The 26,499-nt window shown below is 37.1% G+C and carries 19 protein-coding genes; 7 read left to right on the top strand and 12 right to left on the bottom strand.

The window, feature by feature from the left end:
- The first annotated feature begins 3 nt into the window (after nucleotides 1-3).
- Both trxA and M2306_RS16050 read left to right on the top strand, forming a co-directional pair.
- On the top strand, nucleotides 4-321 hold the full coding sequence (gene trxA, locus M2306_RS16055) for a thioredoxin (RefSeq protein WP_002987872.1): 318 nt from the start codon (nucleotides 4-6) through the stop codon (nucleotides 319-321).
- A gap of 208 nt (nucleotides 322-529) precedes the next feature.
- A complete protein-coding gene (locus M2306_RS16050; RefSeq protein WP_259190293.1) occupies nucleotides 530-3,265 on the top strand; it encodes a M16 family metallopeptidase in 2,736 nt (911 codons plus the stop codon).
- Nucleotides 3,266-3,325: 60 nt separating this feature from the next.
- Here M2306_RS16050 and M2306_RS16045 read toward each other — a convergent pair whose 3' ends face one another.
- Both M2306_RS16045 and lepA read right to left on the bottom strand, forming a co-directional pair.
- Entirely contained in the window at nucleotides 3,326-4,141 is an 816-nt protein-coding gene (locus tag M2306_RS16045) for a hypothetical protein (protein WP_259190294.1), read from the bottom strand.
- Nucleotides 4,142-4,227: 86 nt separating this feature from the next.
- Complete coding sequence (gene lepA / locus M2306_RS16040; protein ID WP_115092785.1) at nucleotides 4,228-6,024, bottom strand: translation elongation factor 4; 1,797 nt, start codon at nucleotides 6,022-6,024, stop codon at nucleotides 4,228-4,230.
- Nucleotides 6,025-6,363: 339 nt separating this feature from the next.
- Between lepA and M2306_RS16035 the strand changes: the two genes are divergently transcribed.
- Nucleotides 6,364-7,245, top strand: a complete 882-nt coding sequence (locus tag M2306_RS16035) for an SdiA-regulated/phytase-like domain-containing protein (protein WP_115091872.1) — start codon at nucleotides 6,364-6,366, stop codon at nucleotides 7,243-7,245.
- On the opposite strand, the gene M2306_RS16030 is transcribed toward M2306_RS16035, so the two are convergent.
- Nucleotides 7,228-10,935: a ShlB/FhaC/HecB family hemolysin secretion/activation protein gene (locus M2306_RS16030; protein ID WP_259190302.1), complete on the bottom strand. Its 3,708-nt coding sequence runs from the start codon at nucleotides 10,933-10,935 to the stop codon at nucleotides 7,228-7,230. The two genes, M2306_RS16035 and M2306_RS16030, sit on opposite strands and share 18 nt — an antisense overlap.
- A gap of 27 nt (nucleotides 10,936-10,962) precedes the next feature.
- Between M2306_RS16030 and M2306_RS16025 the strand changes: the two genes are divergently transcribed.
- Complete coding sequence (locus tag M2306_RS16025) at nucleotides 10,963-12,120, top strand: Pycsar system effector family protein (protein WP_259190303.1); 1,158 nt, start codon at nucleotides 10,963-10,965, stop codon at nucleotides 12,118-12,120.
- On the opposite strand, the gene M2306_RS16020 is transcribed toward M2306_RS16025, so the two are convergent.
- Nucleotides 12,101-14,467: a hypothetical protein gene (locus tag M2306_RS16020; RefSeq protein ID WP_259190304.1), complete on the bottom strand. Its 2,367-nt coding sequence runs from the start codon at nucleotides 14,465-14,467 to the stop codon at nucleotides 12,101-12,103. The genes M2306_RS16025 and M2306_RS16020 overlap by 20 nt on opposite strands.
- Before the next feature lie 140 nt (nucleotides 14,468-14,607).
- On the opposite strand from M2306_RS16020, the gene dusB reads away from it, so the two are divergent.
- Nucleotides 14,608-15,600: a tRNA dihydrouridine synthase DusB gene (gene dusB / locus M2306_RS16015; RefSeq protein ID WP_259190343.1), complete on the top strand. Its 993-nt coding sequence runs from the start codon at nucleotides 14,608-14,610 to the stop codon at nucleotides 15,598-15,600.
- Between the two features lie 264 nt (nucleotides 15,601-15,864).
- On the opposite strand, the gene M2306_RS16010 is transcribed toward dusB, so the two are convergent.
- From M2306_RS16010 to M2306_RS15995, 4 genes are all read right to left on the bottom strand, one after another.
- A complete protein-coding gene (locus tag M2306_RS16010; protein ID WP_498882900.1) occupies nucleotides 15,865-16,647 on the bottom strand; it encodes an isochorismatase family protein in 783 nt (260 codons plus the stop codon).
- 45 nt (nucleotides 16,648-16,692) lie between these two features.
- Nucleotides 16,693-17,520, bottom strand: a complete 828-nt coding sequence (locus M2306_RS16005; protein WP_259190310.1) for a mechanosensitive ion channel family protein — start codon at nucleotides 17,518-17,520, stop codon at nucleotides 16,693-16,695.
- A 13-nt stretch (nucleotides 17,521-17,533) separates the two neighbouring features.
- Nucleotides 17,534-18,733, bottom strand: coding sequence for a C1 family peptidase (locus M2306_RS16000; RefSeq protein ID WP_172462200.1), 1,200 nt, complete (start codon nucleotides 18,731-18,733; stop codon nucleotides 17,534-17,536).
- Between the two features lie 535 nt (nucleotides 18,734-19,268).
- Nucleotides 19,269-21,170: a S9 family peptidase gene (locus tag M2306_RS15995; protein WP_115091879.1), complete on the bottom strand. Its 1,902-nt coding sequence runs from the start codon at nucleotides 21,168-21,170 to the stop codon at nucleotides 19,269-19,271.
- A 286-nt stretch (nucleotides 21,171-21,456) separates the two neighbouring features.
- On the opposite strand from M2306_RS15995, the gene M2306_RS15990 reads away from it, so the two are divergent.
- On the top strand, nucleotides 21,457-22,713 hold the full coding sequence (locus M2306_RS15990; RefSeq protein ID WP_259190313.1) for a dicarboxylate/amino acid:cation symporter: 1,257 nt from the start codon (nucleotides 21,457-21,459) through the stop codon (nucleotides 22,711-22,713).
- A gap of 31 nt (nucleotides 22,714-22,744) precedes the next feature.
- A complete protein-coding gene (locus M2306_RS15985; protein ID WP_115091881.1) occupies nucleotides 22,745-23,437 on the top strand; it encodes a DedA family protein in 693 nt (230 codons plus the stop codon).
- A 71-nt stretch (nucleotides 23,438-23,508) separates the two neighbouring features.
- Here M2306_RS15985 and M2306_RS15980 read toward each other — a convergent pair whose 3' ends face one another.
- The 4 genes from M2306_RS15980 to M2306_RS15965 form a co-directional block, all read right to left on the bottom strand.
- Complete coding sequence (locus tag M2306_RS15980; RefSeq protein WP_002987904.1) at nucleotides 23,509-23,847, bottom strand: 2Fe-2S iron-sulfur cluster-binding family protein; 339 nt, start codon at nucleotides 23,845-23,847, stop codon at nucleotides 23,509-23,511.
- A 2-nt stretch (nucleotides 23,848-23,849) separates the two neighbouring features.
- A complete protein-coding gene (locus M2306_RS15975) occupies nucleotides 23,850-24,902 on the bottom strand; it encodes an NAD(P)/FAD-dependent oxidoreductase (RefSeq protein ID WP_060874826.1) in 1,053 nt (350 codons plus the stop codon).
- 110 nt (nucleotides 24,903-25,012) lie between these two features.
- Nucleotides 25,013-25,252: a NifU family protein gene (locus M2306_RS15970; protein ID WP_002987908.1), complete on the bottom strand. Its 240-nt coding sequence runs from the start codon at nucleotides 25,250-25,252 to the stop codon at nucleotides 25,013-25,015.
- Nucleotides 25,253-25,274: 22 nt separating this feature from the next.
- Nucleotides 25,275-26,405 carry an Mrp/NBP35 family ATP-binding protein gene (locus M2306_RS15965; RefSeq protein WP_002987911.1) on the bottom strand — a complete coding sequence of 377 codons (1,131 nt, stop codon included), beginning with the start codon at nucleotides 26,403-26,405 and terminating at the stop codon, nucleotides 25,275-25,277.
- Between the last annotated feature and the right edge of the window lie 94 nt (nucleotides 26,406-26,499).

Below are 26,499 nucleotides of genomic sequence, written 5' to 3'. Positions count from 1 at the left end.
ACGATGACAAAATTTGAAACGTTAATTCAATCGGATCAATTTGTACTGGTCGACTTTTTTGCTACTTGGTGTGGTCCTTGTAAAATGCAGGACCCCGTATTAGAAGACGTAAAAGCTCAACTACAAGATGAGATTACAATTATCAAAATTGACGTAGATAAAAATCAAGCGCTAACGGCGCAATACAGTACCCAATACAACATGAGAGGAGTACCAACGTTACTATTATTTCGAGCAGGTAAACTCTTATGGAAACAATCAGGCTATACGGATAAACAAACCTTGTTGCATTATTTTAACGAGTATAAAAACAAGTACTAATCCGTTCATCCTTGTTTTTCTAAATAAAATCATTGAGCACTTAGCTAACGCTAAGTGCTTTTTTTATACCTAGTTAACACACCTAAAAACCTAAATATTTGTTAAGGAGTAACAAAAAAATCAAAACAACTACTAATCTTTAACGATTGGTATGACAGATATCAAGCCAACTAATATTTACAACCCAAATTATTATAAAACAATTTAAATGAAAAGAATTTTTTACACGCTTGTACTAGCTAGTGCAATTGGGTTTACCAATTTCTCTGTAGCCCAACAAAAGAGTAAAGCCGCTTTTGTAAAACAAGTGGAGGACATTAAAGAATACAAACTGAGCAATGGCCTTCAGGTTTTATTACTTCCCGATGCTTCCCAAAACAATTTAGTCGTAAACATTGTTTACAAAGTAGGTTCCAAACACGAAGGATATGGTGAAAAAGGGATGGCTCACTTATTAGAGCACATGCTTTTCAAAAGCACTAAAAACTTAGGAGACATCAAGAAAATGCTTTCAGATAAAGGAGGAGCTGCCAATGGTACGACGTACTACGACAGAACAAATTATTATGAAGTATTCCCTTCTACAGATGAGAACTTATCTTGGGCTTTAGAAATGGAAGCTGATCGTATGATCAATGCTACCCTTTTACAAGAAGATTTAGATAAAGAATTTTCAGTTGTGCGCAATGAGTTTGAGATTGGAGAAAACGATCCAACAAGCGTATTAATGGAACGCACAGTTAATACGGCTTATTTATGGCATAACTACGGTCTAAGTACAATTGGATCAAAAGAAGATATTGAACGCGTAAAAACACCTCAACTACGCAGATTTTACGAGAAATACTACCAACCAGACAATGCTGTTTTAGTAGTAGCAGGTAAATTCGACGAAGCCAAAGCAATTGGATTTATTGAACAATACTTCTCTGTTATTCCTAAGCCTACTCGCGTATTGGATGAAATTTTAACGGTAGAACCCGCTCAAGACGGAGAAAAATACATTGAAGTAAAACGCAATGGAGATAGTAAACACATCCAGATGGCTTATCACACTGCATCTTATGCAGATAAAGATTTTGCTGCCTTAGAAGCTTTAGAACATATTTTAAACAACGATCCATCGGGGTATTTACACCAAGCCTTAGTAGAAACGCAAAAAGTATCTTCACTTTGGGCCTTTAGTCCAACAGTTAGAGATGCTAGTTTTATGCTATTCAACTTCGACGTACCAAATGATAAAGACCAAGTAAAAACGCTAGCTGAAATCAAAGCAGAAGTAGCAAAAATTGGCGATATCAACTATACACAAGAAGATCTTGATCGTGCGAAAACAAGCCTTTTAAAAGATATTGAATCCCTACAAAATAATACCATTGGTACCGCAATCAACTTAACGGAAATTATCGGTTCAGGAGATTATCGTCTAGGGTATTTACACCGTGATAATGTTGAAAACTTAACGTTAGAAGACATTAAGCGCGTAGCGAAAAAATACTTTAAAGACAACAACCGTACGGTAGGTTTATTTATCCCAACCAAAGACGAAGTAAGAGTAAAACCAGCTGAATTCTTAAATGCGGATATCAATACCTTAGTAAAAGATTACGAGGGGAAAGAAAAATCGCACGACATTAGAGAATTTGCTCCTACCATCGCTAATTTAGAGCAGAATTATACTTCTGGTCAATTAAGCAATGGAATGAAATACGGTATTATTGACAAGGATTTGAAAGGAGAAAAAGTAAATATCTCTATTTCAATTCCAGTTGGAAATCAAAAAGATTTACACAACAAACAATACATCGGATCACTTGCTGCATCTATGTTGACTGCAGGAACAAAAACCTTATCAAAACAAGAAATTAAAGATAAGTTAGACTTATTGAAATCAAGTGTTTCTATTCGTTTTGCTGGACAAAACATTATGATTTCTGTTTCGTCTTACCGCAATACAATCAAAGAAACAATGGATATCTTAAATGATGTATTGAAGAATCCGGTATTCCCAGAAAGTGAATTGACGAAAATAAAATTAGAATACACGACGTACTTAGAAGGAAACTTAAATGATCCTCAGACCGTTGCTTTCAATAAATTGTCAAAAATGACATCAAATGAAGCGAAGGGAAGTATTTTCTATTCGTCTTCTACACAAGAAGATATCGATGGTTTCAAAGCGGTTACTATTCCAGAGATCAAAGATTTCTATAGTAAATTCTTTGGCGCTAACAATGGAGTTGCTACTGTAATTGGTATCCAAGATCAAGCGGAAGCGAAAGGATTATTAGAATCTGTTTTAGGAAAATGGAACAACCAAGCAAAATTTGAAAGAGCTTATCCTACGTTCTTTGCTACAAAACAAGGGAAAGAAATTATCCAAACACCGGACAAAGAAAATGCGGCTGCAGTGGGTAGTTTAAACTTCCAAATGAACAGAACAAACCCTGATTATGCAGCTTTAACGTTTGCAAATGAAGTAATGGGAGGAGGATTCATGACAGCTCGTATTCCACAGCGTCTACGCGAAAAAGAAGGAATTAGCTATGGTGCTGGTACTTCTTTGTCTATTCCTTATGATGTAAAAAATGACAATTCAAGCTGGATGATTTATGCGTTCTTAAATCCGACTAAACGCACGGAAGTAGAAACAGCAATCAACGATGAGTTTGCTAAATTAGTTGCCAATGGAATTACAGAGGACGAATTAAAAGCAAACAAAACGAGCTGGAAAAACTCAAGACAAACGAATTTAGGTAGTGATAATTACTTGCTAACTTTATCGAATATGCGTTTGATGTATGATACACCATTCAACGATTTCGACAAGTTAAATGCAGAGATTGACAAGCTAACCGTAAAACAAGTGAATGCTGCAATTAAGAAATACTTGCAACCTTCAAAATTCACAACCATTTACGTAGGTGATTTTACTAAAAAATAAATCCATAAAAAAACCTCTTGAAGTTCAAGAGGTTTTTTTTTATCCTTTTTATTTCTGCTTTTAGCAGCTAAAATCTACGCTAGACATTCCAGCTAAATAGAGGATGTGTTTGGCTCCTTTTGAAAGGTACACTTCCATTTGTTTTTGTTCATAATGCTCAGAAGTATCAAAAATAAAGTCCAAATTACCATCCCCATCTAAATCACCAACAAACAACAATTGAACGAAGGTGTCATTGAAACTTGGAATATCGAGTACTAATTGCTCTCCTCCTCCATCAACACTTACATACAACTTGTAGTTGTCAAACTTCTTATAGGTCTTTTCCACCTCTGAATCATCCGTATAGACATACGAGTCCACTTGTTTACCTTCGGCTCTTAAAACGTACGTTTTACCCTTAAAAACATAGGTTTGAGGCTCACCCGGCCAAAGTGGTGTTTTCAGTATCGCTAATGACTCCTTTTTCCCTTTCAAAATAGCTTTGGTATCACTGAAAAAGAATAGTGGTTCTAGTTCTTCATCTAGTGGAAAAACACCGATTGTATCTGATTCTGTACATTCATTTTTCATTTCAAGCCTTTCATACTTGATGCGTTGAACTTTAAATTGCTCCCCCTCCACTAACAGAGCCAACCAAGAATCATTCATCTGTTTCACTTCTTCTTCGTGGAAATCCTTGTCGTAGTACATGGGCAATAAAAGGTCGATTACTTTTTTCTCCTCTTTCTCTACAATGGTTTTCGTCACAGGAGCTTCCGCTTCTTCTACCTTGACCTGTTCTACTGCTTCCGTTAGTTTTTCAACTGGTTTTTGTTCGGTGTCTTTACACGCCCATAAAGCGAATAGAGACAACATTACGATTGATTTTTTCATAGCTTTTTATCGATGGTTCACTTATTTTATACAAAAAAAAGACTATCCCAAGATGAGATAGTCTTTATATCGAACGAATAATCGTTTTAGTCGTTTAACTTTAATACAGCCATAAAAGCTTCTTGCGGGATTTCCACGTTACCTACTTGACGCATACGTTTCTTTCCTGCTTTTTGTTTTTCTAGTAATTTACGTTTACGAGAAATATCTCCTCCATAACATTTTGCTGTAACGTCTTTACGCAACGCTTTTACTGTTTCACGCGCGATAACTTTTACACCAATTGCCGCCTGGATTGGAATATCAAACTGTTGACGTGGGATTAATTCTTTTAATTTCTCACACATTTTCTTTCCAATGTGATATGCATTATCTGCGTGCATTAAAGCAGAAAGTGCATCCACTACGTTTGCATTCAGCATCACGTCTACTTTTACCAAGTTTGACGTACGCATTCCAATTGGCGAATAGTCAAAAGAAGCATATCCTTTCGAAACTGTTTTCAAACGGTCATAGAAATCAAATACAATCTCCGCCAATGGCATATCAAACATCAACTCTACACGGTCTTCTGTTAAATACGTTTGGTTGGTGATGATTCCGCGTTTCTCAATACACAAACTCATTACTGGACCAACGAAGTCCGCTTTTGTAATGATTGTTGCTTTGATATAAGGCTCTTCTACTCGTTCTAATTTTGATGGTTCTGGTAAATCCGAAGGGTTGTTAACTACAACTGGTGTTTCTGGGTCCTTCTTCGTATACGCTAAATACGATACGTTGGGAACCGTTGTAATCACCGTCATATTGAACTCACGCTCTAAACGCTCTTGGATAATCTCCATGTGCAACATTCCTAAGAATCCACAACGGAAACCAAATCCTAATGCAGCAGAACTCTCAGCCGCAAAAACCAAAGAAGCATCGTTCAATTGCAATTTCTCCATTGAGTTACGCAATTCTTCGTAATCCTCTGTATCTACAGGATAAATCCCCGCGAATACCATTGGTTTTACGTTTTCGAATCCCTCAATCATGTTTTGTGTTGGCGTCTTAGCATCTGTAAGGGTATCCCCTACTTTTACTTCTTTAGCTTCTTTAATACCAGAAATTAAATACCCTACGTCTCCACTTGAGATTTCTTGTTTCGGTACTTGATTTAATTTCAACGTACCAATTTCATCCGCAAAGTATTCTTTACCTGTAGCCATAAATTTAATTTTCTGACCCTTTGTAATTTTTCCATTAATTACACGGAAGATTACTTCAATCCCTCTAAATGGATTGTATACTGAATCGAAAATTAAGGCTTGTAAAGGTTCTTCTACATTTCCTTTTGGCGCAGGAACTCTTTCGATAATTGCTGCTAATATTTCTTCAACTCCTAATCCTGTTTTACCAGAAGCAGGAATAATTTCTTCGTAATCACAACCTAATAGGTTTACAATATCGTCGCTTACTTCTTCAGGGTTTGCACTTGGTAAGTCAATTTTATTTAATACTGGAATAATCGTTAAATCATTCTCTAAAGCTAAATAAAGATTTGAAATTGTTTGTGCCTGAATACTCTGAGCCGCATCAACAATTAATAACGCACCTTCACAAGCCGCAATAGATCTAGAAACTTCGTAAGAGAAATCTACGTGTCCTGGTGTGTCAATTAAGTTCAATATATATTTTTCGCCTTTGTATACGTACTCCATTTGGATGGCATGAGATTTAATTGTAATCCCTCTTTCACGCTCCAAATCCATACTGTCCAAAAGCTGATTTTGTTGCTCACGTGCAGTTACCGTTTGTGTAGCATCTAACAAACGATCTGCTAACGTACTCTTACCATGGTCAATGTGAGCAATAATACAAAAGTTTCTAATGTTCTTCATCTTGGTTATATCCATTATTATAAGATCAATAAAGTAAAAAAGTCAGAAGAAATAGGACTTCTTAACCCCCTGATCTAAGTTGTAAGGCTTTCGTTTTATTTCAATTACAAACAATACACCTATATTTTGCAAATATACTTTAAAGTTTGAATTTTTTGACGTGATATTCACTTTTAATCACGAGAAGTTATACGTTTTTTTTACCGTTTGTCCGATCCATGCAACGAATCCCCCTATCGGCTTCTAAAATTCTCTTTTATCTTGCGACAATAATCCCGCTCATTCATTCGTTTACTTTAAAGTTTTTACGTAATTTAGAGTACAAAAATTTACGCTAACATGAAAAAATATTTCCCTGCCCTTTTATTCGTCTTTTCTTCTTTTGTAAGCTGTAGTCAAAAGAGTGATCTTGTCCAAGATTTCGCAATACTTCCGCCCTATTTAAAAGAAGTTTCAGGCATGTCTTACGACGCGCAATCCCGTTCTTTTTGGGTACTTCAAGACAGTGGAAACAAAAGCGAATTATATCAGATTGATTCCTTAGGTCATGTGATGCATACCTTAAAAGTGAAAAATCAAAAAAACAACGATTGGGAAGAATTAGCCTCTGATCCGGCAGGTAATTTATACATTGGTGATTTTGGCAATAACAAAAACACCCGTAAAAACTTACAGATTATCAAAATCAACAAAGATCAACTTCAAAACGAGGAAACGGAGGCAGCTTACGTCATCACCTTTGACTATCCAGAGCAAAAAGAATTTCCGCCTAAAACAACGGAACTTTTCTACGATGCAGAAGCTTTCTTTTTCTATGATGATCACTTTTATCTCTTTACTAAAAATAGAAGTAAAGCATTTGACGGTACTTCCTTGGTTTATAAAATTCCCAATGTAGCAGGGCATCATCAAGCGGAATACGTACAGACCTTTAGAGGTTGTAATGTATATAAACATTGTGCTATTACAGGTGCTGCAATTAGCCCTGATCAAAAGACATTTGTGTTATTATCACATACCAAACTTTGGGTGATTGACAACTTCAATCCCAATGCTATTTTGGATGGTAAAATTGAAGAGCACAAATTACACCACGATACACAAAAAGAAGCTGTCACCTTTGGAGATGACAGCACGTTATATATTTCCGATGAAGTAAAAAAGAAATCGGGTGGTAAGATTTACAAGTTAGACTTGAATCAATTAAAACCCAAATCCTAAGCCAAAGACAAATCGGCCTCTATCTTTACTGTAAAAATACGAGCAATGTAGTGTTGCTTGTTCAATTGCATTGACCCATAATCCTGCTCCGTATGCATTGTGCCATTTGGAAGAACTTTCTTCTGGTGTCCACACACGTCCATAATCGAAACCAGCATATACACCATAAGACATTGGAATAAATCCAGCTGTGAACTGCCCTGCATTAAAACGCAAATCAGTCGTTTGTACAAATGATGTTTTTCCAGTAAAACGCTCAGGTCTAAAACCTCTTAAATTTGTATTTCCACCAATCGTAGCTCCGTGGTAGAAATCGTAATTGGAATTCAATCGCGTTTGATACGTAAAATTCGTCGCCAAGATCAAACGCTCACTGCGCTCTAAATAATGGGCGAAACTTACTTTTGCATCTAAGAACGGGAAGTTTTGCTTGCTGTCTTCTAAATTCGTTCTCCAACCCAAGGTTGTATGGAAAGCAAATCCTTTGGTTGGATTAGCAACGTTGTTGTACTGTTGGAAATCATAGGTTGCCTGAATGGTTCCGTATTGCTGGAAGTCAAAAACCTTTTGATCCACTAAATCCGGACTACTCGTAATAAAGCGATTGGCTTTCTCTTGCACCTTCATCGCTTTATACTCTACATTGAATTCAAACGAATCTCCATTTTTGCCTTGAAACTTATATCCTGGTGCTATTGCATAACTTTGGATTCTCACTCGCTTATATTCATCCCCCATTTCTTTATCAAAATAATGCGTTTCGTTTCCTATTCCGTAGTAATTCACAGCAAAATTAGGACTCGTAGCTTTTGCGTTTAAGGTGAATCCCCAGTTGTTTGTTGCATTCGGGAAATGCCCTGCATATTCTGCTTCTACTCCTTTGGTATTAAACGAATAGAACCCTTTAATTGTGTGCTTAGCCGCATAAGGGTCTTGAACGAAAGTAGAACGTTTAGACGAATATAAAAAACCTAACTTCACTCCATCTTCCGGATTATAACCAACATTAGGCAACAACATATTCACCGTTAAAGGCAGTTTCTCGTAATTGAAATTATTTAAATCATAGCGGTTAGTGAAATAGTGTTTCGTTTTTTCACCTACCTGCGTTAATTCATTTTGCTTATCTGCGTAATCGTAAACAACCACTTTTTTACTATTTTCGATTTGGAAGGTATCTTTGTTTTTTCCTCCAATTAAACGCAGCTTAATTTTTGCTTTTTCACTTCCTTGCACCAGGAAAGTATCTTCGTCATTCAATCCATAAATCCAAATTTCTTTCGTTTCCTTTGGATCATACGTTTTTTCGAATACCGTTTCTTTCCCTGATTTTTTATCTCTTACTTGAACCAAATGAACCGTCCCATCTTGGTTGCGGTTCACAATAAACGTATCTTTTTTATCTGTTCCCGATAACATCACATATTTGCGCAATTCGCGGTAATACTTTGGTACAAAATCTGCTATTTTTTTCTTGCGTTCTTTCAACACATATTTGATGTGTTCCACATCTTCTCCTTGTACTTCTTTAGGCAATTTCGCAAAGATTGCTTCAATACTTTCATCATCTAAATCCTGAACGATGGATGTCGCTTGTGCAACCCAATCTTCTTCTGTTGTAGATTTCAACAAGTATTGATCCAACGGAAATGCCGTATGGTTAATCCAACGGGGATGCGCAAAATCTGTGGTATAATTTTGCATGTGGCGCAACATCGGCAACTTTTTAATTAACGATAACAACGCCCCGTCGATTTTAGCAAATGCTTGATCTCGATCTCTTGGTACAGGACGGTAAATCACTTTATCCCCTTCTTTGAACTCGGACCATCTCCACTGATCTCCATGTCGATCCCAATCGCCAATCAACATATCAAAAATTCGAGCACGCAAATACATGGGTTCATCTATCGCATATTTCTCATCTTTTCTCAAATTGGCAATCACATCCGTTGTACTGATAATCTTCGCTGCATTTCCAAAACTCTCTTCTTCATGTCCTTCACTTGGACGCTCTTCAATCATATACAATTCATCCCCATATTTGCCATTAAATACACCTAGTGCTTGTTGCTTAGGAATGTAATACAGTTCTGGATTGGTGTGATAAATACCCACTTTAGAGGATAAATCACCAATAATAAAAGGCGTATAAGGATGTGCTGTGGTATAAAAATCATAGATAAAACCTTCTGCCCACGTATCATCAAACGAATCCATCACATAATTATCTCGAAATACGGCTGTCTGCAAAAAACGAGACACACTTTTTCGCACACCACGCATGACATATTGTGTGCCGTTTTTATCTTCTAAACGCAGGGATAATGATTGATTTCCTCCCCCTGAGATTAATGGTTTTAAACCTCCTTTAAGGGAATCTAAATTTCCAATTGGCGCAAGAATCGGTTGCCCATAAGTTGAACGATAATGATCTCCCCACAGAAAACGATAGAAACCACTTTTGTGAGTCCATTTTTCTGGATAAACACTAGTTACTTTTGCTTCCATTGTAGGTGCGCCAAAAGAAGAAATTACTTCTTGTTCTGGTTGAAAAATTTGTTGTTCCCAAATCGGTTTATGCTGTCCATTTTCGAAAGCATAGAAACGAACAACTGCACTTTTATCAGCGCCTATTTCCAAAGCAGCATAGCCTAATTGCCCTGCAGAAAAACTCCCTTTTTCAATCGCTCTAGCTGGAGATAAATCGCCTAAAGCTCCACTAACAATTTGCTTCACCCCTTCTTTTTCATGGTATTGCATATTGCGTTCATGCCCCGAAACGAGTACAACATTGTCATACATTTGCGCCATTGTTTGCAGGCGTTTGTTCAGTGCATTGTACTTTTTACTCTGTAAATCTTGGGTGTTGATTCCCGAAACCGCACGCGTATAATTAATCAATGAACCTAAAACAGGTAGAGGAACCTTCTTCTCAAAAGGATACAAATGATCCTGTAAAGAGAAATATCCTCCGTGATTTCCAGTGCTATACACTGGGTGGTGCAGCGCCAAAACCACAATTCTATTTTGGTTTTTGTTGATTTCTCCTCTTAATTCATCAAAGAAATCTTCTCTTGTTTTGATGTCACAGTCCTCGTTCATATTGGGTTGTTGATCCCAATTTTCCAAATACCATTGGCTGTCTACCACAATCAATACGGTTTCATCGTTGATTTTCAATCGCTCAAATCCACAAACCTTACGCGGTAACAGTGCTTTTTTATCTTCTAAATTAGCAGTCAAATACTTAGAGATATCTTTGATTCCCTCATATCCTTTTTTCCATTCCGCTTCACCATTGATAAAAACGGTTTCCCCACTAAATTGCTTCGCCCAATCAACGGCAGTGCGCAACTGCGTATCTTCTTCGTTTTTGAGCTGTTTTTTTTGTATATTATCTCCTAACAAAACCAAGGTCGATTTTTTATCGGCCTGTTTAAATACTTGCGTCAACTGTCCTAAATGGGCTTGTTCTTCTTGCGATTTCGCAGCTAACAAACCTCCTACAAAATAATAGGTATGTACAATTTTATCGTTGTTCTTGCGTTCTATCTCTGCAATCGGAGTCTTACCACTTCGCTGTTGAGGGCTTAAAGTTGCACATGAATACGAGAAGATCAAAAGAAGAAAATAAGCCACAGGCTTAATTTTTACACGCTTATCGGGATTTTGACTAAATAATTTCATATTTTTAGACATCAAAAGAGGGTTGCTATGACTATTTTACAAAAAGTTGAAGAATATATCTTTCAACTATACAAAGATACATTATCACGACAATATACCTACCATAATTTCCAACATACTACACGCGTAGTGAATGGTTTAGAGGAAATATTGAAAAATGTAGCGGTAAGTGAAAGAGATGCCTTAAATTTAAGGTATGCTGCTTGGTTTCACGACATTGGCTATACGCAATCTTGTACAGAACACGAACAACATGGGGCATTAATTGCCGAAACTTTCTTACAAGAACAAGGAATTGAAGCCGAAGATATTCAAAGTATCAAAGCCTTAATTCTAGCTACTAAATTAGAACACATCCCAGCCAATCTTTTAGAATGTATCATTAAAGATGCAGATTTCTCTCATCTTGCAGATAGTGACTACATTGAAATCAGTGATTTATTACTGCAAGAAATGGCGTGTACTTGTAACCTAACCTATTCTCAGGAGGAATGGAATCAACAGAATTTAAACTTTTTATTATATAAGCATCGTTTTTATACAGACTATGCGCGTCAATACTGGCAACCTAAAAAGCAACAGAATATTTTTAGTATCGCAGAACGTATTGAGAAGGACAAAAAGAAAAAGAAGAAAACAGAAAAGAAAGAACATTTTAGATCCATTGATACGCTATTCCGCACCACTTTACGCAATCACACTCAGTTGAGTGCCATTGCCGATCGCAAGGCGAATATTTTACTTTCGGTCAATGCCATCATCATTTCGATTTGCTTATCTACTTTAATTCCAAAGTTAGATAGCCCTTCTAATGCGCATTTAATTGGCCCTACATTTACTTTGGTTTTCTTTAGTGTGGCCACTATTATTTTTGCTATTATGTCTACAAGACCTAAAGTAACTACGGGTACTTTTTCACAAGAAGAGCTTGATAATCACACCGTAAATTTACTGTTCTTTGGTTCTTTTCACAAAATGCCTTTAGATCAGTATTACAAAACCTTGAGAGACCTCATCCGCAAAGAAGAAAATATTTACGAAGCGTTAACTACTGATTTATATTACCTCGGTAAAGTACTGAATAGAAAATACACTTTATTGCGCATTACCTATACCATCTTCACCGTAGGTATATTAGCATCTGTAATTGCTTTCGTACTTGCTTTTAAAGGTATTGGTTTCTAAGGAAATTAACCATGAGTTGTTGATAATCGAGATCCTCTAAATTGTAATTGAGATTCACTAAAACACGAAGACCAATAAGACCTGCAACCCCTTGTAAGTCTTCCACCTCAAAAGCTTGAATCTCCGATTGCAAGAGTCCTACTTGTTGTAAATACTTGATATACGCCATGTACTCATCGCGATCTGCATGAGAAGCGAATACAATAGCAATGCTCTTCGGTTGTACAATGCGTTCCTCTGAGTTTTGAATAACGGCTTTATCTAGTCGCTTTTTGATAATCTCATAGCGAGTATTATAGGATCCATCAATATCAAAGCGTTTTTCATCCATGCGGAACTGAATACTCAAGGAAGCGTCATACACCATAATAAGGGACGTTGCATCCATTGGGATTTCGTCTTGAATATTATTGCGATAGTGAATGCACATTTGTTCTGCCATCACCTGCAATTGCCACAATCTCAGGTTTTGTAAATAGGTAATATCAAATGCGCGATCCGGGCAAATCGAATCGCCAATGTAAATATTGTGCTCTACTCCATCTGTTTTAAATCGCTCATAATAATGTGGATACACAACTTGAGCCTCCTTTTGTCGCTTATCTAAAATATCGGAATAGCATTTATTAATACGTCCTATTTGCTTGTCAAATACTTTTCGATAACGGTAATACACATCCAGTTCATAATCAACATAACCGAAATACGTATTCAATCGCTCTGTATTGAAAAGGTAGCTCTCCTTTTGCAACAAAGGGTGTATTTCTTCTCGAATATACGTTTGAATGCGCTGTTCAAGTCCAGAATAAAAGTGATTCTTCACTTGTTTATTATAGGCTTTTAGTTTCAAACGGTGTTTTTCTAATAAAATATTTTCTACTTCTTTGGCATAATCATCCAATAAGTAAATCAATTGATCCAACTGTGAACGCAAATCTTTTTGAATCGCCTCATTTCTCAATTGGCTAGATCCTTTGATATCAATCTCCCCATATAACGGAAATACGTCTGGAAATACAATCGGAGTTAAGATATAGTTTCGATCTGCTACACTGTCAATATAGTTTTTCTGTGCCTCTTCTAAGAATTTCCAGTATACACTTGGATGAATCGTAGTATACTCGCGTTGAATAATCGCCTCAATGTGATTCAAGGCATCTGCCCTTACGCGTTCCATGGTTTCGGAGATGATTGGCATCAGCTCATTCAATTTTTGTGCATTGACACTGTGTAAATCACGTGGGTTACTGGATACAATTTCCAACACTCCTTCAATACCTGTCGAGGTAATAATTGGGCTAAACAAGCAGCTTCGAACCCCTTTTTCCAACAGGTTCAAACACATTTCACGGTGTTCATCGTTGTGTATTTCTTCTGCCACATCAGAAATACTAAAATATTGTTTTTGCACCATCAAACGGCGGTATGCTTGTGCGGAGATTACAATTTGACTTTGATCTTCATTAAGCAAATAGCTATGCACAATCATGACATTTTTGAGCTCCATTTGTGTGGTTTTATCCCCTTGAAGCACCGTTAATCCAACTTTCAGATCAGGTAATTTAAAAATAGAGCTAAACAACTGATTGACAAAATCGCCTAAGGGTTTGCGTTGCAACTCGGTTTTCAAGAAACTTTCTTTCAACAGAGAAAGGGCATTTTCAAAAGTCACATCGACCAGACTCAATAATCCGAATCCTTTGAGGTTCCAGCTTTTTTGAGGAAAATAACGCTGCCATAATTCAAAGTCATCATAATTGTCCTGCAACAATTCAATATCTTTTTGCGTGAGCATTACCGCATTTTCTCTTGGCACTAATTCAACAAAATCTGCATTATACAACACGCGATAATATCGAATAATCCCGCGTTTATCAGGTAATTCAATAAATAGCGGTTGTGTCAAATCAAAAGTCGCCTTGAAGTAGTAGTTCATGATGATACAACAACAAGCGACATAGTATTCATTTTGACTGAAATTTCTAATTTCTCCGTTGTACTTCCCACCCGCATCTTCAATAATTTGTTTGAATCGCCTCGTGTGATTAAACATAATATTTTGAAAGGGCATGGATACGGCTTTAATTTCATTATCCGATAAAGCCGAGGGAAAAATAACATCGAACAGCTCCTTTACTAACGCCTCCGTCCCATTCGAAGGAGATTCTTCAATGGCTTCAATATCGATTAACAACTGCTGATTCGCTCGCAACAACAAATCTTCATAATAAGCTTTTTTATAAGGGTTTCCATCTTCTTTTGCGATAAAGTTTATCAATTCTTCTTTGATCTTATCAAAAGAAAATTCAATATGGAAAGGGGTCAATTCAAAAGCTTTTAATCTCATGTCGTTTTGTGCTATAAAGGTTTAAAGATACGGAATCCTTGAGTTTTAATTCGTTTTTGGTTATAATTATCTTCGGTAAAAAGTTCTAAAAGACGAAAAAATAAAATATTGTACTTTTGCAGGAAATATCGAAAACGATTATGATTAAAATTGGCAATATAGAACTACCTGATCATCCGCTTCTTTTGGCTCCTATGGAAGATGTGAGTGATCCTCCTTTTCGTCGTTTGTGTAAAAAACACGGCGCGGATTTGATGTATTCAGAATTTATTTCCTCAGAGGGATTGATTCGAGATGCAATGAAAAGCAAGATGAAGTTGGATATTTTTGATTATGAACGTCCTGTTGGTATTCAGATTTTTGGTGGTGATGAAGAAGCCATGGCGATGTCTGCGCGTATTGTGGAGACTGTTCGTCCCGATTTAGTAGATATCAACTTCGGCTGTCCGGTAAAGAAAGTTGTTTCCAAAGGCGCTGGTGCGGGAGTATTAAAAGATATTGACTTGATGATTCGCTTAACCAAAGCTGTAGTCAATAGTACGTCATTGCCTGTTACGGTAAAAACGCGTTTGGGATGGGATGAAGAGTCTATCAACATTGATGAAGTAGCTGAACGTTTACAAGACGTTGGGGTGCAAGCCTTGACGATTCACGCAAGAACTCGTTCACAGATGTATAAAGGACATTCTGATTGGACGCATATTGAGCGTATTAAAAATAATTCGCGCATTAAAATTCCCATTTTTGGAAATGGAGATATTGATAGCCCTCAAAAGGCCTTAGAATACAAAGAGAAGTTTGGCTTGGACGGTATGATGATTGGTCGTGCTGCAATTGGCTATCCTTGGATTTTTGACGAAATAAAGCATTATTTCCAAACGGGTGAACTACTCGCTCCTCCAACGATGAAAGATCGCTTAGAAGCGGCTAAAAACCATTTAATCTGGTCTATGGAGTGGAAAGGAGAACGCTTGGGGATCGTAGAAATGCGTCGTCACTATACGAATTACTTCAAAGGAATCCACAGTTTTAAACCTCATCGCTTGAAATTGGTTACTACAGATGATGTAACGGAGTTACTGAACTTGTTTGATCAAATTGCAGAGGAATACAAGGATTATGTGATTGAGTAGGTTGTGAGTGAATGGTGAGATGATGAGATGGTGTGATGGTTATGAGTTATGGGTGAAGGGTTGTGAGGCGATGAGAGGGTGAAATCGGAACGCAGTGTAGATTCATCGAATACGAAAACAAATATAAGCCCATGAGATAGAGGGTGAGGTGGTGAGAATAGTTATGGGTTATGAGATTAGGGTTAGGGGTTAGGGATTACTATGAGTGACCGTTAAGAATATAAAAAAAGACCTCAAAAGAGGTCTTTTTTATTTTGCTTACGCTTATTTTTCTAAAGCTACTTCTTGTGCTTTTTGATAGCTTTCCATCAAGGCCTGATAATTAGGCATGACTAACGACAAAATTTGTGCGTACTGATAAGCAATTGCTTGATCTTTATTCCATGTTTTTAAAACTTCGCTAATTACTGCAGCTGTTGTAATAGGAATTACTCCTGCCATTTGTAAGCGACTCATGGTAACTTGTGTAGATAAAGGGCTCATATCACCAGAGGCATCAATGACTGCGAATACTTCAAACCCCTCTGCTACAGCAGAAATAGCAGGAAAAGCCACACATACACTGGTCAATACCCCTGCGATAACTAACTTTTTCTTTCCTGTTGCTTTAACCGCATCAACAAATGCTTTTGTATCCCAAGCATTTACCTCTCCTGTTCTTCCTACATATTGCGCATGCGGAACAAGGGCGTGGATTTCAGGCATTAAAGGTCCATTAGGTCCTTTTGGTTCTGATGCCGTTGTAATAACTGGAATGTTTTCCAAAGCTGCCGTTTTGGCTAATGCAATTACATTGTTTCTCAATGTTTGTACTTCAATGTCTTTTACTGTTTGAAATAAACCACTTTGGTGATCAATCAATAAAAAAGCAACATCGTCAAAATTAATTCTTGTTCTACTATTCATAACATTATTGGTATTAATTCTTATTATTTCTATACCAAAAATACCTGGAAATCCACCAAAAACACTTAATGTAGAACAAGAAGCACTTTGCATAAAAAAAGACCTCCAAGGAGGTCTTTTTTTATTTTTAAGGTCACTCATCACTCATAACTTTCAACCCATAACCTCATAACCCTCTCCAACAACCTATTTCGTTTTATCCGAAACAATATGCAATTCTCTTTGTGGGAATGGTATTTCAATATTTGCTTGATCTAAAGCTCCGATTACAACCTGTTGGATTTCATAAACTGTATTCCAATAATCGGCTTTTCCAATCCACATACGCACATTTAAGTCTACAGCGCTTTCACCTAAATTCGTAACGAAAACAATAGGTTCCGGTGTTTGTAATACGGCTTGATGTTTAGCTAAAGCTCCTAAGATAATCGTCTGTACTTCCTTAATATTATCCGAGTAATTAATCCCTACTATGAAATCATAGCGTCTGGATGTAATCTCTGAATAATTGGTAATTACTGAGTTTGCCAAAGGTCCATTCGGGCTGAATATTTTCAATCCTGTTGCACTAGTTAATGTGGTATACAGTAAGTCAATTCGCTCTACTGTTCCTTCCGTACCACTTGGATTGGAGATATAATCCCCTACTTTAAAAGGTTTGAACAATAACACCAGAACACCCCCAGCGAAATTCGACAAACTTCCTTGTAAAGCCAAACCAATCGCCAAACTGGCAGAAGCAAAAATAGTTGCAATACCCGCCACTTGGAATCCCATCGTTGCTGCTACAATAATCAATAAAATGATATATAACGTAGCTTTTACCACACTTAATAAAAACCCTCTTAAGGATAATTCTACGTCCCTTTTTTCAAGGCGTCTGAGAATTAACTTTAAAACGAGTTTGATTAAATAAGATCCTATTCCCAATATAACCAGCCCCAACAATACTTTGGGTATTGCTTGCCACATGGACTCTAGCATTTGTTCTAATCCTCGTAATACAATTTCCATAGCTTTCTTTTTTTTAGATTTTTAATTTCTTTTTCATGTCTTTAGATAAAGCATCTTTATGTACCATGAAATCTGTCGTTTTGTATTTTACATACTCTTTTGACATGTACATATAGCCTTGGTGGTCATTTGAAACTCCCCAAGAGTTTTTCACAATATAGAACTCGCGTCCTTGTTGATCTTTTGCAATTCCAACGATATGCATTCCGTGATCATCTGTTGTTGAATAGTTGTCAAAGGCTTCTTGACGCATTTCAGCAGTTACTGTACGCTCTGGTTTTGGTCCGTTGAAAATCTCTTTGCGCTCCTCCTCATTCATATCATCCCAATCCTTTTCAGGAACATAGGCAACACCATTTTTCCAGCTGAAATATTTCTCGCTTACGTCTCCACCCCAAGCAACAGTAAATCCATTGTTGATGGCTAAATCAATAATATCCGTCATTTCATTTACATGTACGTTGTACACTTGATCAAATGCCCAGTTATCAGGTACTAATAACACAAATTTGTCATAGTATGGGTAGTTCATATCTGAACCAATTTCGATATAATCCTCTGGATTAATTCCTACTACTTCGCTTGCAAAGGTTTGCGGTGTATACTCTTTCCCTTCCCATTTGAATTTCGTTGGTGCCTCTCCTAAATACGCATCAATAACAGCAGTATAAGCTTTTTGCCAGTTTGGCGTTAATTTCCCATTTGGATTTGAAACCACTGCTTTTAACACGCCTTCTTGGATGGCAGCCATTTCACCGAATTGGTTTTTCTTTGTTCCGTAGTTTAATCCTGTATATACTTCCTGTGGTACAGCTCCATACATGCGATACATATTCATCACATCGTGAAACGCTCCACCATCTCCTAGGGTTACAGCACCTTGCATGCGCACGTACATTTTTCCTTTTTCAATATAAGCATTACGCGCAGAATAAATTTGTGAAAGCTCTACAGGGCGTTTCCCCATACGCATCATCTCTGATTCGATGAAAGAATTGGCAGAATAGCTCCAACATGTTCCTGAAGATCCTTGATTTTTAATTGATGTATTTTCAATATCTACGACTGGCTTAAACTGAAAAAGCTCCTTGCTTTTATCACTTGCGTTTAATTTTAATGCATTAACAAGATTGTCTTGTGCAACAGTAGTTGACGCTGTAATAACAGATAAAACTGCCGTCAACACCCATGATTGGATCGTTTTTTTATTCATTGTAATTGTTGTTATAGTCGTAAAGATAAAAAAAACATCAGAAATGACCTTGAAACTAGTAGAAAAACCCTTCCCCATGACCACCATCAACACCATCTAGTCTAACTATTTAATCGGATTAATCTGCTCTTCCCTTTTATTTTTAGGTTTGGGGATGGTATTACTCCATGCTACTTTTTTTCTTTTGATTCGAAACGAAGCCCTCTCTAAAAACTTCATTTCTTCGGTTGTGCATCTACTTTCTCCGGACAATACTTCGACATACTATACGCTTTTCGTAGACCTTGCTTGGAGATTCCGAGGACTTTCCTTCGACATTCCTTCGACAAAACCCCTCTTTTACCGAGTATACTCCAAGGAAAGTCCAAGGAATGTCGAAGGAGACCAACAGTAAATCCGATGTATCCCCAAGAAAAAGGACACAAAAAAAGAGGACTACTCCTCTATTTCATTGGTCATAAGTGCCAGATACACATAAAAAAAGAGAGTTGCTGATTGAGCAACTCTCTTTTTTCTGTGATTCTAATGAATCAGCTTATAATGTTTCTTTCAACCAACGGAAGAATTCACCTTGCCAAACTTGTGCGTTTTGCGGTTGTACTACCCAGTGATTTTCCTCTGGTAAGTACAAGAATCTACTTTTGATTCCTCTTAACTGCGCTGCTTGGAATGCCTCTTGTCCTTGTCCAATTGGCACGCGGTAATCTTTACCTCCTTGAATGATCAAGATTGGTGTATTCCACTTATCTACATTGTTGATTGGGTTAAAGTTTTGGATTGCATTTTGTGCATCTTTATTGTCTTTTTCCCAGTATGCTCCACCTGTATCAAAATTAGGGAAGAATACTTCTTCTGTTGTTCCATACATGCTCACTAAGTCAAATACTCCACAGTGAGAAATGAATGTTTTAAAGCGATTTTCGTGGATTCCAGCTAAATAGAATACTGAATATCCTCCGTAGCTCGCTCCGATTGCTCCTAAACGAGCCTTGTCTACATAGTTTTCTTTTGCAACATCATCAATTGCTGCTAAGTAATCTTGCATTGGTTTTCCTCCCCAATCTTTACTAATTGCTTCGTTCCACTCTACACCGTGTCCTGGCATACCTCTGCGGTTTGGTGCTACGATGATATAGCCTTCAGCAGCCATCAATTGGAAGTTCCAACGGAACGAATAAAATTGAGATAAAGCAGATTGTGGTCCTCCTTGTGCGTATAATAAGGTTGGGTATTTTTTATTAGGATCAAAGTTTGGCGGATAAACAACCCACGTCACCATGTCTTTTCCATCTACCGTTTTTACGATGCGTTTTTCACTTTTACTCAACGCAATTTTCGAATAAATTTCGTCGTTTACTTTCGTAATTTGATTCCATGATTTTTTCTTTAAGTCATACGAAAAAATTTCTGTTGCATGGTTAAAATCTGTACGAGTCAACACCACTTTATCTCCGTCAAGTCCAACGATTCCAGTAACGTCAAAGTTACCATCTGTCAATTGTCTAACTACTGGTGCGATGCGTTTTAATCCTGGGAAGTTTACTTCAAACAATTGCACTGTTCCGCCAACTGCAGCTACGAAATACACTTTGCTTCCGTCTTTGCTCCACTGGTAGCTATCTACAGTTCCGTCCCAGTTTGCTGTTAGGTTTTGCTCCACATCACCCATGCGTACGATGATATCATTCTTATCCGCTTCATACCCGTCGCGTTTCATTTGCAACCAAGTCAAGTGACCTTGTGGCGAATAAGTAGGATGTGTATCATACCCAACATTTGATGCTGTCAAGTTTTTAGTTTGTTTTGTCGCTAGATCATATTGGTACAAATCTGTATTCGTGCTTAACGCGTAATCTGTTCCAAATTTCTTTTTAGAAACATACACAATTGATTTTCCATCAGGTGCCCATACGTAATCTTCTCCACCACCAAATGGTTTTTGAGGAGCATCATACGGTTCCCCTTGCATGATATCAATTTTGTTGTCTTTATTATCCTTTGCTGCATAAAACACGTGATTGTGTGTTCCATCATTCCAAGTATCCCAATGTCTGTAGTCTAATCCATCAAATACATAAGCATCTGCTTTTTGCATCGTTGGGTATAAATCTTTTCCTAAAACATTGTTGATTTTTACAGTTTCATCAAACACAATGTGTTTTCCATCAGGCGAAATAGTTGCATCGCTTACTAGATCTTTATAGCTTTCAATGGCTACAGGTTTTCCTCCTGTTAATGGAATCTGATACGTTTTAGAATCAAAACTATTCTCTTCCACATTAGCATGAGTCACCTTATAAATAAGGTTCTTCCCGTCCTTTGAGATTCCCACAGGACTCACTCTTCCTAATTTCCACAAGAGTTCTTTTGTCATTACATCTTGAGCAAACACGTTGAAACAGGCTAAACTCAAAGCGAATAAAACTATTTTTTTCATATTCAGTAGGTTTATTGAGCGGTAAATTTACTGTTTTCTTTTGATTAAATCAGAAGCTTATCCTCCTCAAACTGTTAAACAATGACAGAAGGTCTTCATTCAAAACTTAGAAAAAATCACAAATTCACCTACAAATTCACCTCGTTTATCCACCAAATATGTAACAAATCGAAAAAAAACATTAAGATTCAGCTAGATTGGAATACAATTTGAAGTGTTATTTTTATCTAAAACATAGAATTATTATAAAAATAATAACTATTTTCACGGACAAATTTTTTCACCTATGAAAAACAATAAACTTTTTATTGCTATCATCATCGCCTTAGTTTTAGGTGTTATCTTCGGGAGTATCATTCATTACTCACTTCCTGAATACGTTGCCGGTTTTTCACAAAACATTAAATTACTAGGGACCGTCTTTATTCGATTGGTTCAAATGATTATTGCTCCTTTGGTTTTCTGTACACTTGTTGTAGGGATTGCGAAGATGGGCGATATGAAAATGGTAGGTCGAGTGGGAGCGAAAGCAATGGGATGGTTTATTACAGCTTCCTTGGTTTCTTTAGGAATTGGACTAATCCTTGTCAATTGGTTTAAGCCCGGAGCGAATGCGAATTTCAACTTAGACAATACCTCGTCAGCGAACGATTTATTGACGAGAACAAACGCGTTAAGTCTTCAATCCTTCATTGAACACTTAATTCCTAAAAGTATTTTTGACGCTTTTGCTCATAATGAGATCCTTCAAATTGTAGTTTTTGCTGTCTTTTTCGGAATCGCTTTGGCGAGTATCGGGAAGAAAGGGAAAGTAGTGATCAAATTATTTGATCGCATTGCAGAAGTTGTACTAAAAATGGTGACTTACATCATGTGGACAGCTCCATTAGGGGTTTTAGGTGCTATTGCAAGCGCTGTTGCTCTGTATGGTTTAAGCATCTTCTACACCTACGCTAAATATTTATTGGCCTTTGTAAGTGGTTTAATTGTCCTGTGGGCGGTTTTAATCCTCGTTGGGTACCTAATCCTCGGAAAAGAAGTTTGGCGCCTGTTAAAGACAATTAAAGAGCCTTTATTAATTGCCTTCTCTACAACCAGTAGTGAAGCCGTATTCCCTAAGCTTGTAGAACAGTTGAATAAATTTGGTTGTTCTCCAAAAATTGTATCATTTACTTTACCTCTTGGTTATTCATTTAACCTGGACGGAAGTATGATGTACTTAACCTTCGCCAGTATCTTTATTGCACAGATTTACGATGTGCCGATGACACTCGGTGATCAGATATTAATGTTATTGGTCTTAATGGTAACAAGTAAAGGGGTTGCAGGGGTACCACGTGCTTCTCTAATCGTTATTGTAGCCACGTGTGCTATGTTTAATATTCCACCCGAAGGAATTGCCTTTATTTTACCGATTGACCACTTCTGTGATATGGGAAGAAGTATGACTAACGTATTAGGTAATGCGTTATCTACAGCTTCTATTGATAAATTTGAAAACAACGATAATAACCCAACACCAACAACATTGACTGAGAATTAAAAAACACGATAAGACAGAATAAAAACAAACTATGGACGAATTTCACATCTCACAATTAATCAATCCTGAGTTCTATATCAATTTAGAGATTGCGGGGCATTCTATTGGAATCTACGTTGTACTTTTTATTGTATTTGCTGAAACAGGTTTATTTGCTGGTTTCTTTCTACCAGGAGATAGTTTACTGTTTTTAGCAGGTATCTACAGTACTGCTTTAATGCAAGAATTGTTTCAAATCGAAAGCGATTTCTTAAATGTAGCCCTACTATCAACCTTGGTTGCCTTCGCCGGGATTCTCGGTAATACTTTTGGCTATTGGTTTGGCGCCAAGAGCGGGAATTACCTCTACAACGTAAAAGACAACTTCATATACAAGAAAAAATACTTATACGAATCAAAAGTATTCTTTGAAAGACATGGTGGAAGAGCGATTATCTTTGCTCGTTTTTTACCCGTTGTAAGAACCTTCGCTCCTATCATTGCTGGAATTGTTCGCATGGATATTAAACGCTTCATGGTATACAACGTAATCAGTTCATTTTTATGGGCAACAACGTTGATCTTTGCAGGACACTACCTACAAGTTTGGCTATTAGACAGCTACGGAATCAACTTAAAAGATTACATCGAATATATCGTATTGTTCTTAGTGTTAGCTACTACTTTACCAATCATCATTAAATTGGCTAAAAGAAAGAAAAGCGATACAGTAACAGAAGAATAAAAAATAAAAAAGCGACGTTTACACGTCGCTTTTTTTTATGGATTCATAGCGTATTCAACGCTTTCTTTGGATTATTCTGCTGGAGCTAATTCTACAATCAACCCTTCAAGCTCTGGAGCAATACCAATCTGACAACCTAAACGGCTATTATCTTTGACATTTAAGGCCTCCCAAAGCATCGCCTCTTCATCCGGATTCATTTCTGGTAACTCCACATCATCAGCGTTGTGTACATAACACTGACAAGAAGCGCACATAGCCATTCCACCACAAATACCAATAGTACCTTCTGGTGCTAATTCGTAAGCGCGAACAACCTCCATGATATTCATACTCATATCCGTTGGTGCATCCACTACGTGTTCTACACCTTCTCTATCAATAATTGTAATTTTAATATCTGCTGACATGATTATTCAATTGATTTAACAACCGCTTTCTCCGCTTCCTTGCGTGTACCATCAAATCCATTAATACCTGAAACAGTAGTATATTTCAACACGTATTTCTTACCAGGATTCAGCATATTATATACGCTTTGACACATTAAAGTTGCTTCGTGGAATCCACATAAAATCAACTTCAACTTCCCTGGGTAGGTATTAATATCCCCAATTGCATAAATTCCAGGAATATTCGTTTGATAATCTAATGCGTTATTTACTTTAATCGCATTTTTCTCAATCTCTAATCCCCAATCTGCGATTGGACCTAATTTAGGTGTTAACCCAAACAAAGGAATAAAATAATCACATGGAACATCGTGACGTTCTCCATCACATTCCACAACTACAGCATCCAATCTCGTTGTTCCTTTAAGTTCAACGATTTCTGCTGGAGTGATTAAATGAATTTTCCCTTGATCTTTCAGTGCTTGTACTTTCTCTACAGAATCTAAAGCCCCTCTGAATTCGTTACGTCTATGTACTAAATAAACTTTCTCTGCCACATCAGCTAAGTAAATACTCCAATCTAGTGCAGAGTCACCTCCACCTGCGATTACGATGTGCTTACCAGCAAACATTTCTGGTTTTTTCACGAAATACTCCACGCCTTTATCTTCATAATACGCCAAGTTTTCTAGTTCTGGTTTACGCGGTTCAAATGAACCTAAACCTCCAGCAATAGCCACTGCTTTTCCGTGGTGTTTCGTCCCTTTATTTGTAGTAACGATAAACGTACCGTCTTCTTGTTTTTCAATTGATTCAGCAACTTCATTTAGGGTGAATCCTGGTTGAAATTGCTTGATTTGCTCCATTAAATTATCGATTAATTCTGCTGCTCCTACGGTAGGATATCCAGGGATATCAAAAATAGGTTTTTTAGGGTAAAGCTCAGTTAACTGACCTCCTGGTTGAGGCAATCCGTCAATAATATGACATTTTAACTTTAATAAGCCTGCTTCAAAAACAGCAAATAGACCTGTTGGTCCAGCTCCAATAATAATTATATCGGTTTCAATCATGATGTAGTTCTTTAATACAAAGGTATCCTTTGTAATGTTTATTAAAAATGATAAAAGTCAACCCTCTACAAAGACATCAAATGCTTTAGCAGATAGTTGACTTGTTATTTTTATCCAACATTAACTACCGTCTCGATTTCTGGTGCATATTTTTTAATTGTAGTTTCAACCCCTGCACTCAATGTCATTTGATTCACACTGCAAGCTGTACAAGCACCTTCTAAGCGAACTTTCACGTGTTTGTCATCAACTATATCAATTAATGTAATATCTCCTCCATCGGTTTGCAAAAACGGGCGAATCTCGTCTAACGCCTTCATAACGTTTTCTCTGATAGTTTCTGATGCCATATATTTAATCTATGAAATGGTTTTATTTTTTTCCTACTGCTGAACATCCAGCCATAGTTGTGATTTTAATTGCCTCTGTTGGTGGCAAGGAATCATTGCGCATTACAACTTGTTCTACAACATTTCTGCTGATTTCTTCGAACACTTTCGCAACGATTGTTTCTTTTTGTAAAGCCGCTGGACGACCGAAGTCACCTGCTTCTCTAATACTTTGAACAATAGGAACTTCTCCTAAGAATGGCACTTGTAAGTCTGCAGCCAAGTTCTTTGCTCCATTTTCTCCAAAAATATAGTATTTGTTATTTGGCAATTCTTCAGGTGTGAAGTACGCCATATTTTCAACAATCCCTAATACAGGTACATTGATGCTTTCTGAGTTGAACATCGATACTCCTTTTTTCGCATCTGCAAGAGCAACTGCTTGAGGAGTAGATACCACAACGGCACCTGTTACCGGTAAAGATTGCATGATAGACAAGTGAATATCACCTGTTCCTGGAGGTAAATCCAATAATAAGAAGTCTAATTCGCCCCAGTCTGCATCAAAAATCATCTGATTTAATGCTTTGGCAGCCATCGGTCCTCTCCAAATGATCGCTTGATCTGCTTTGGTAAAGAATCCAATAGATAAAAGCTCTACACCGTAAGAAGTGATCGGTTTCATTTTTGAACGTCCATCCACCTCAACAGAGATTGGTTTTGCATTTTCTACGTCAAACATAATAGGCATCGAAGGCCCATAGATATCGGCATCTAAAACTCCAACGCTAAAGCCCATATTAGCTAAACTTGCAGCAATATTAGCTGTAACGGTAGATTTTCCAACCCCACCTTTTCCAGAAGAAATCGCAACGATATTTTTAATACCTGGAATTGCTTTTCCTTTAATTTCTGGTTTTTCAGGAGTTTCAACTTTTATATTTACTTTTACTTTTGCTTTTTCATACACTTGTTCGTGTATCACTTTCATCACATCTACTTCTGCTCTTTTCTTAATGTGTAAAGCAGGGGTTGATAATACTAAATCAACAACTACCTCATCTCCAAAGGTCATTACGTTGCTAACTGCCCCACTTTCAACCATATTTTTTCCTTCTCCAGCAATAGTGATGCTCTCTAATGCCTTCAGAATATCTTTTCTATCTAATTTCATTATATGCGATTAGTTTTCAATATTTTACTATAAATCTTGACTTACGCAAATATAGCAGTTATATTTGAAATTTAGATGTTAATATATTCTAAAT

The sequence above is a fragment of the Myroides gitamensis genome (assembly GCF_029894455.1).
In the GTDB taxonomy this organism is placed as follows: domain Bacteria; phylum Bacteroidota; class Bacteroidia; order Flavobacteriales; family Flavobacteriaceae; genus Flavobacterium; species Flavobacterium odoratum.
The sequence above is the reverse complement of the archived record's forward strand: the minus strand, read 5'-3'. Positions and strand labels throughout refer to the sequence as shown.

Excerpts from the sequence above, each read along its gene's own strand:
- trxA (WP_002987872.1), top strand. The coding sequence starts at position 4 with ATGACAAAATTTGAAACGTTAATTCAATCGGATCAATTTGTACTGGTC.
- M2306_RS16050 (WP_259190293.1), top strand. The coding sequence starts at position 530 with ATGAAAAGAATTTTTTACACGCTTGTACTAGCTAGTGCAATTGGGTTT.
- M2306_RS16045 (WP_259190294.1), bottom strand. The coding sequence starts at position 4,141 with ATGAAAAAATCAATCGTAATGTTGTCTCTATTCGCTTTATGGGCGTGT.
- lepA (WP_115092785.1), bottom strand. The coding sequence starts at position 6,024 with ATGAAGAACATTAGAAACTTTTGTATTATTGCTCACATTGACCATGGT.
- M2306_RS16035 (WP_115091872.1), top strand. The coding sequence starts at position 6,364 with ATGAAAAAATATTTCCCTGCCCTTTTATTCGTCTTTTCTTCTTTTGTA.
- M2306_RS16030 (WP_259190302.1), bottom strand. The coding sequence starts at position 10,935 with ATGAAATTATTTAGTCAAAATCCCGATAAGCGTGTAAAAATTAAGCCT.
- M2306_RS16025 (WP_259190303.1), top strand. The coding sequence starts at position 10,963 with ATGACTATTTTACAAAAAGTTGAAGAATATATCTTTCAACTATACAAA.
- M2306_RS16020 (WP_259190304.1), bottom strand. The coding sequence starts at position 14,467 with ATGAGATTAAAAGCTTTTGAATTGACCCCTTTCCATATTGAATTTTCT.
- dusB (WP_259190343.1), top strand. The coding sequence starts at position 14,608 with ATGATTAAAATTGGCAATATAGAACTACCTGATCATCCGCTTCTTTTG.
- M2306_RS16010 (WP_498882900.1), bottom strand. The coding sequence starts at position 16,647 with ATGAGTGACCTTAAAAATAAAAAAAGACCTCCTTGGAGGTCTTTTTTT.
- M2306_RS16005 (WP_259190310.1), bottom strand. The coding sequence starts at position 17,520 with ATGGAAATTGTATTACGAGGATTAGAACAAATGCTAGAGTCCATGTGG.
- M2306_RS16000 (WP_172462200.1), bottom strand. The coding sequence starts at position 18,733 with ATGAATAAAAAAACGATCCAATCATGGGTGTTGACGGCAGTTTTATCT.
- M2306_RS15995 (WP_115091879.1), bottom strand. The coding sequence starts at position 21,170 with ATGAAAAAAATAGTTTTATTCGCTTTGAGTTTAGCCTGTTTCAACGTG.
- M2306_RS15990 (WP_259190313.1), top strand. The coding sequence starts at position 21,457 with ATGAAAAACAATAAACTTTTTATTGCTATCATCATCGCCTTAGTTTTA.
- M2306_RS15985 (WP_115091881.1), top strand. The coding sequence starts at position 22,745 with ATGGACGAATTTCACATCTCACAATTAATCAATCCTGAGTTCTATATC.
- M2306_RS15980 (WP_002987904.1), bottom strand. The coding sequence starts at position 23,847 with ATGTCAGCAGATATTAAAATTACAATTATTGATAGAGAAGGTGTAGAA.
- M2306_RS15975 (WP_060874826.1), bottom strand. The coding sequence starts at position 24,902 with ATGATTGAAACCGATATAATTATTATTGGAGCTGGACCAACAGGTCTA.
- M2306_RS15970 (WP_002987908.1), bottom strand. The coding sequence starts at position 25,252 with ATGGCATCAGAAACTATCAGAGAAAACGTTATGAAGGCGTTAGACGAG.
- M2306_RS15965 (WP_002987911.1), bottom strand. The coding sequence starts at position 26,405 with ATGAAATTAGATAGAAAAGATATTCTGAAGGCATTAGAGAGCATCACT.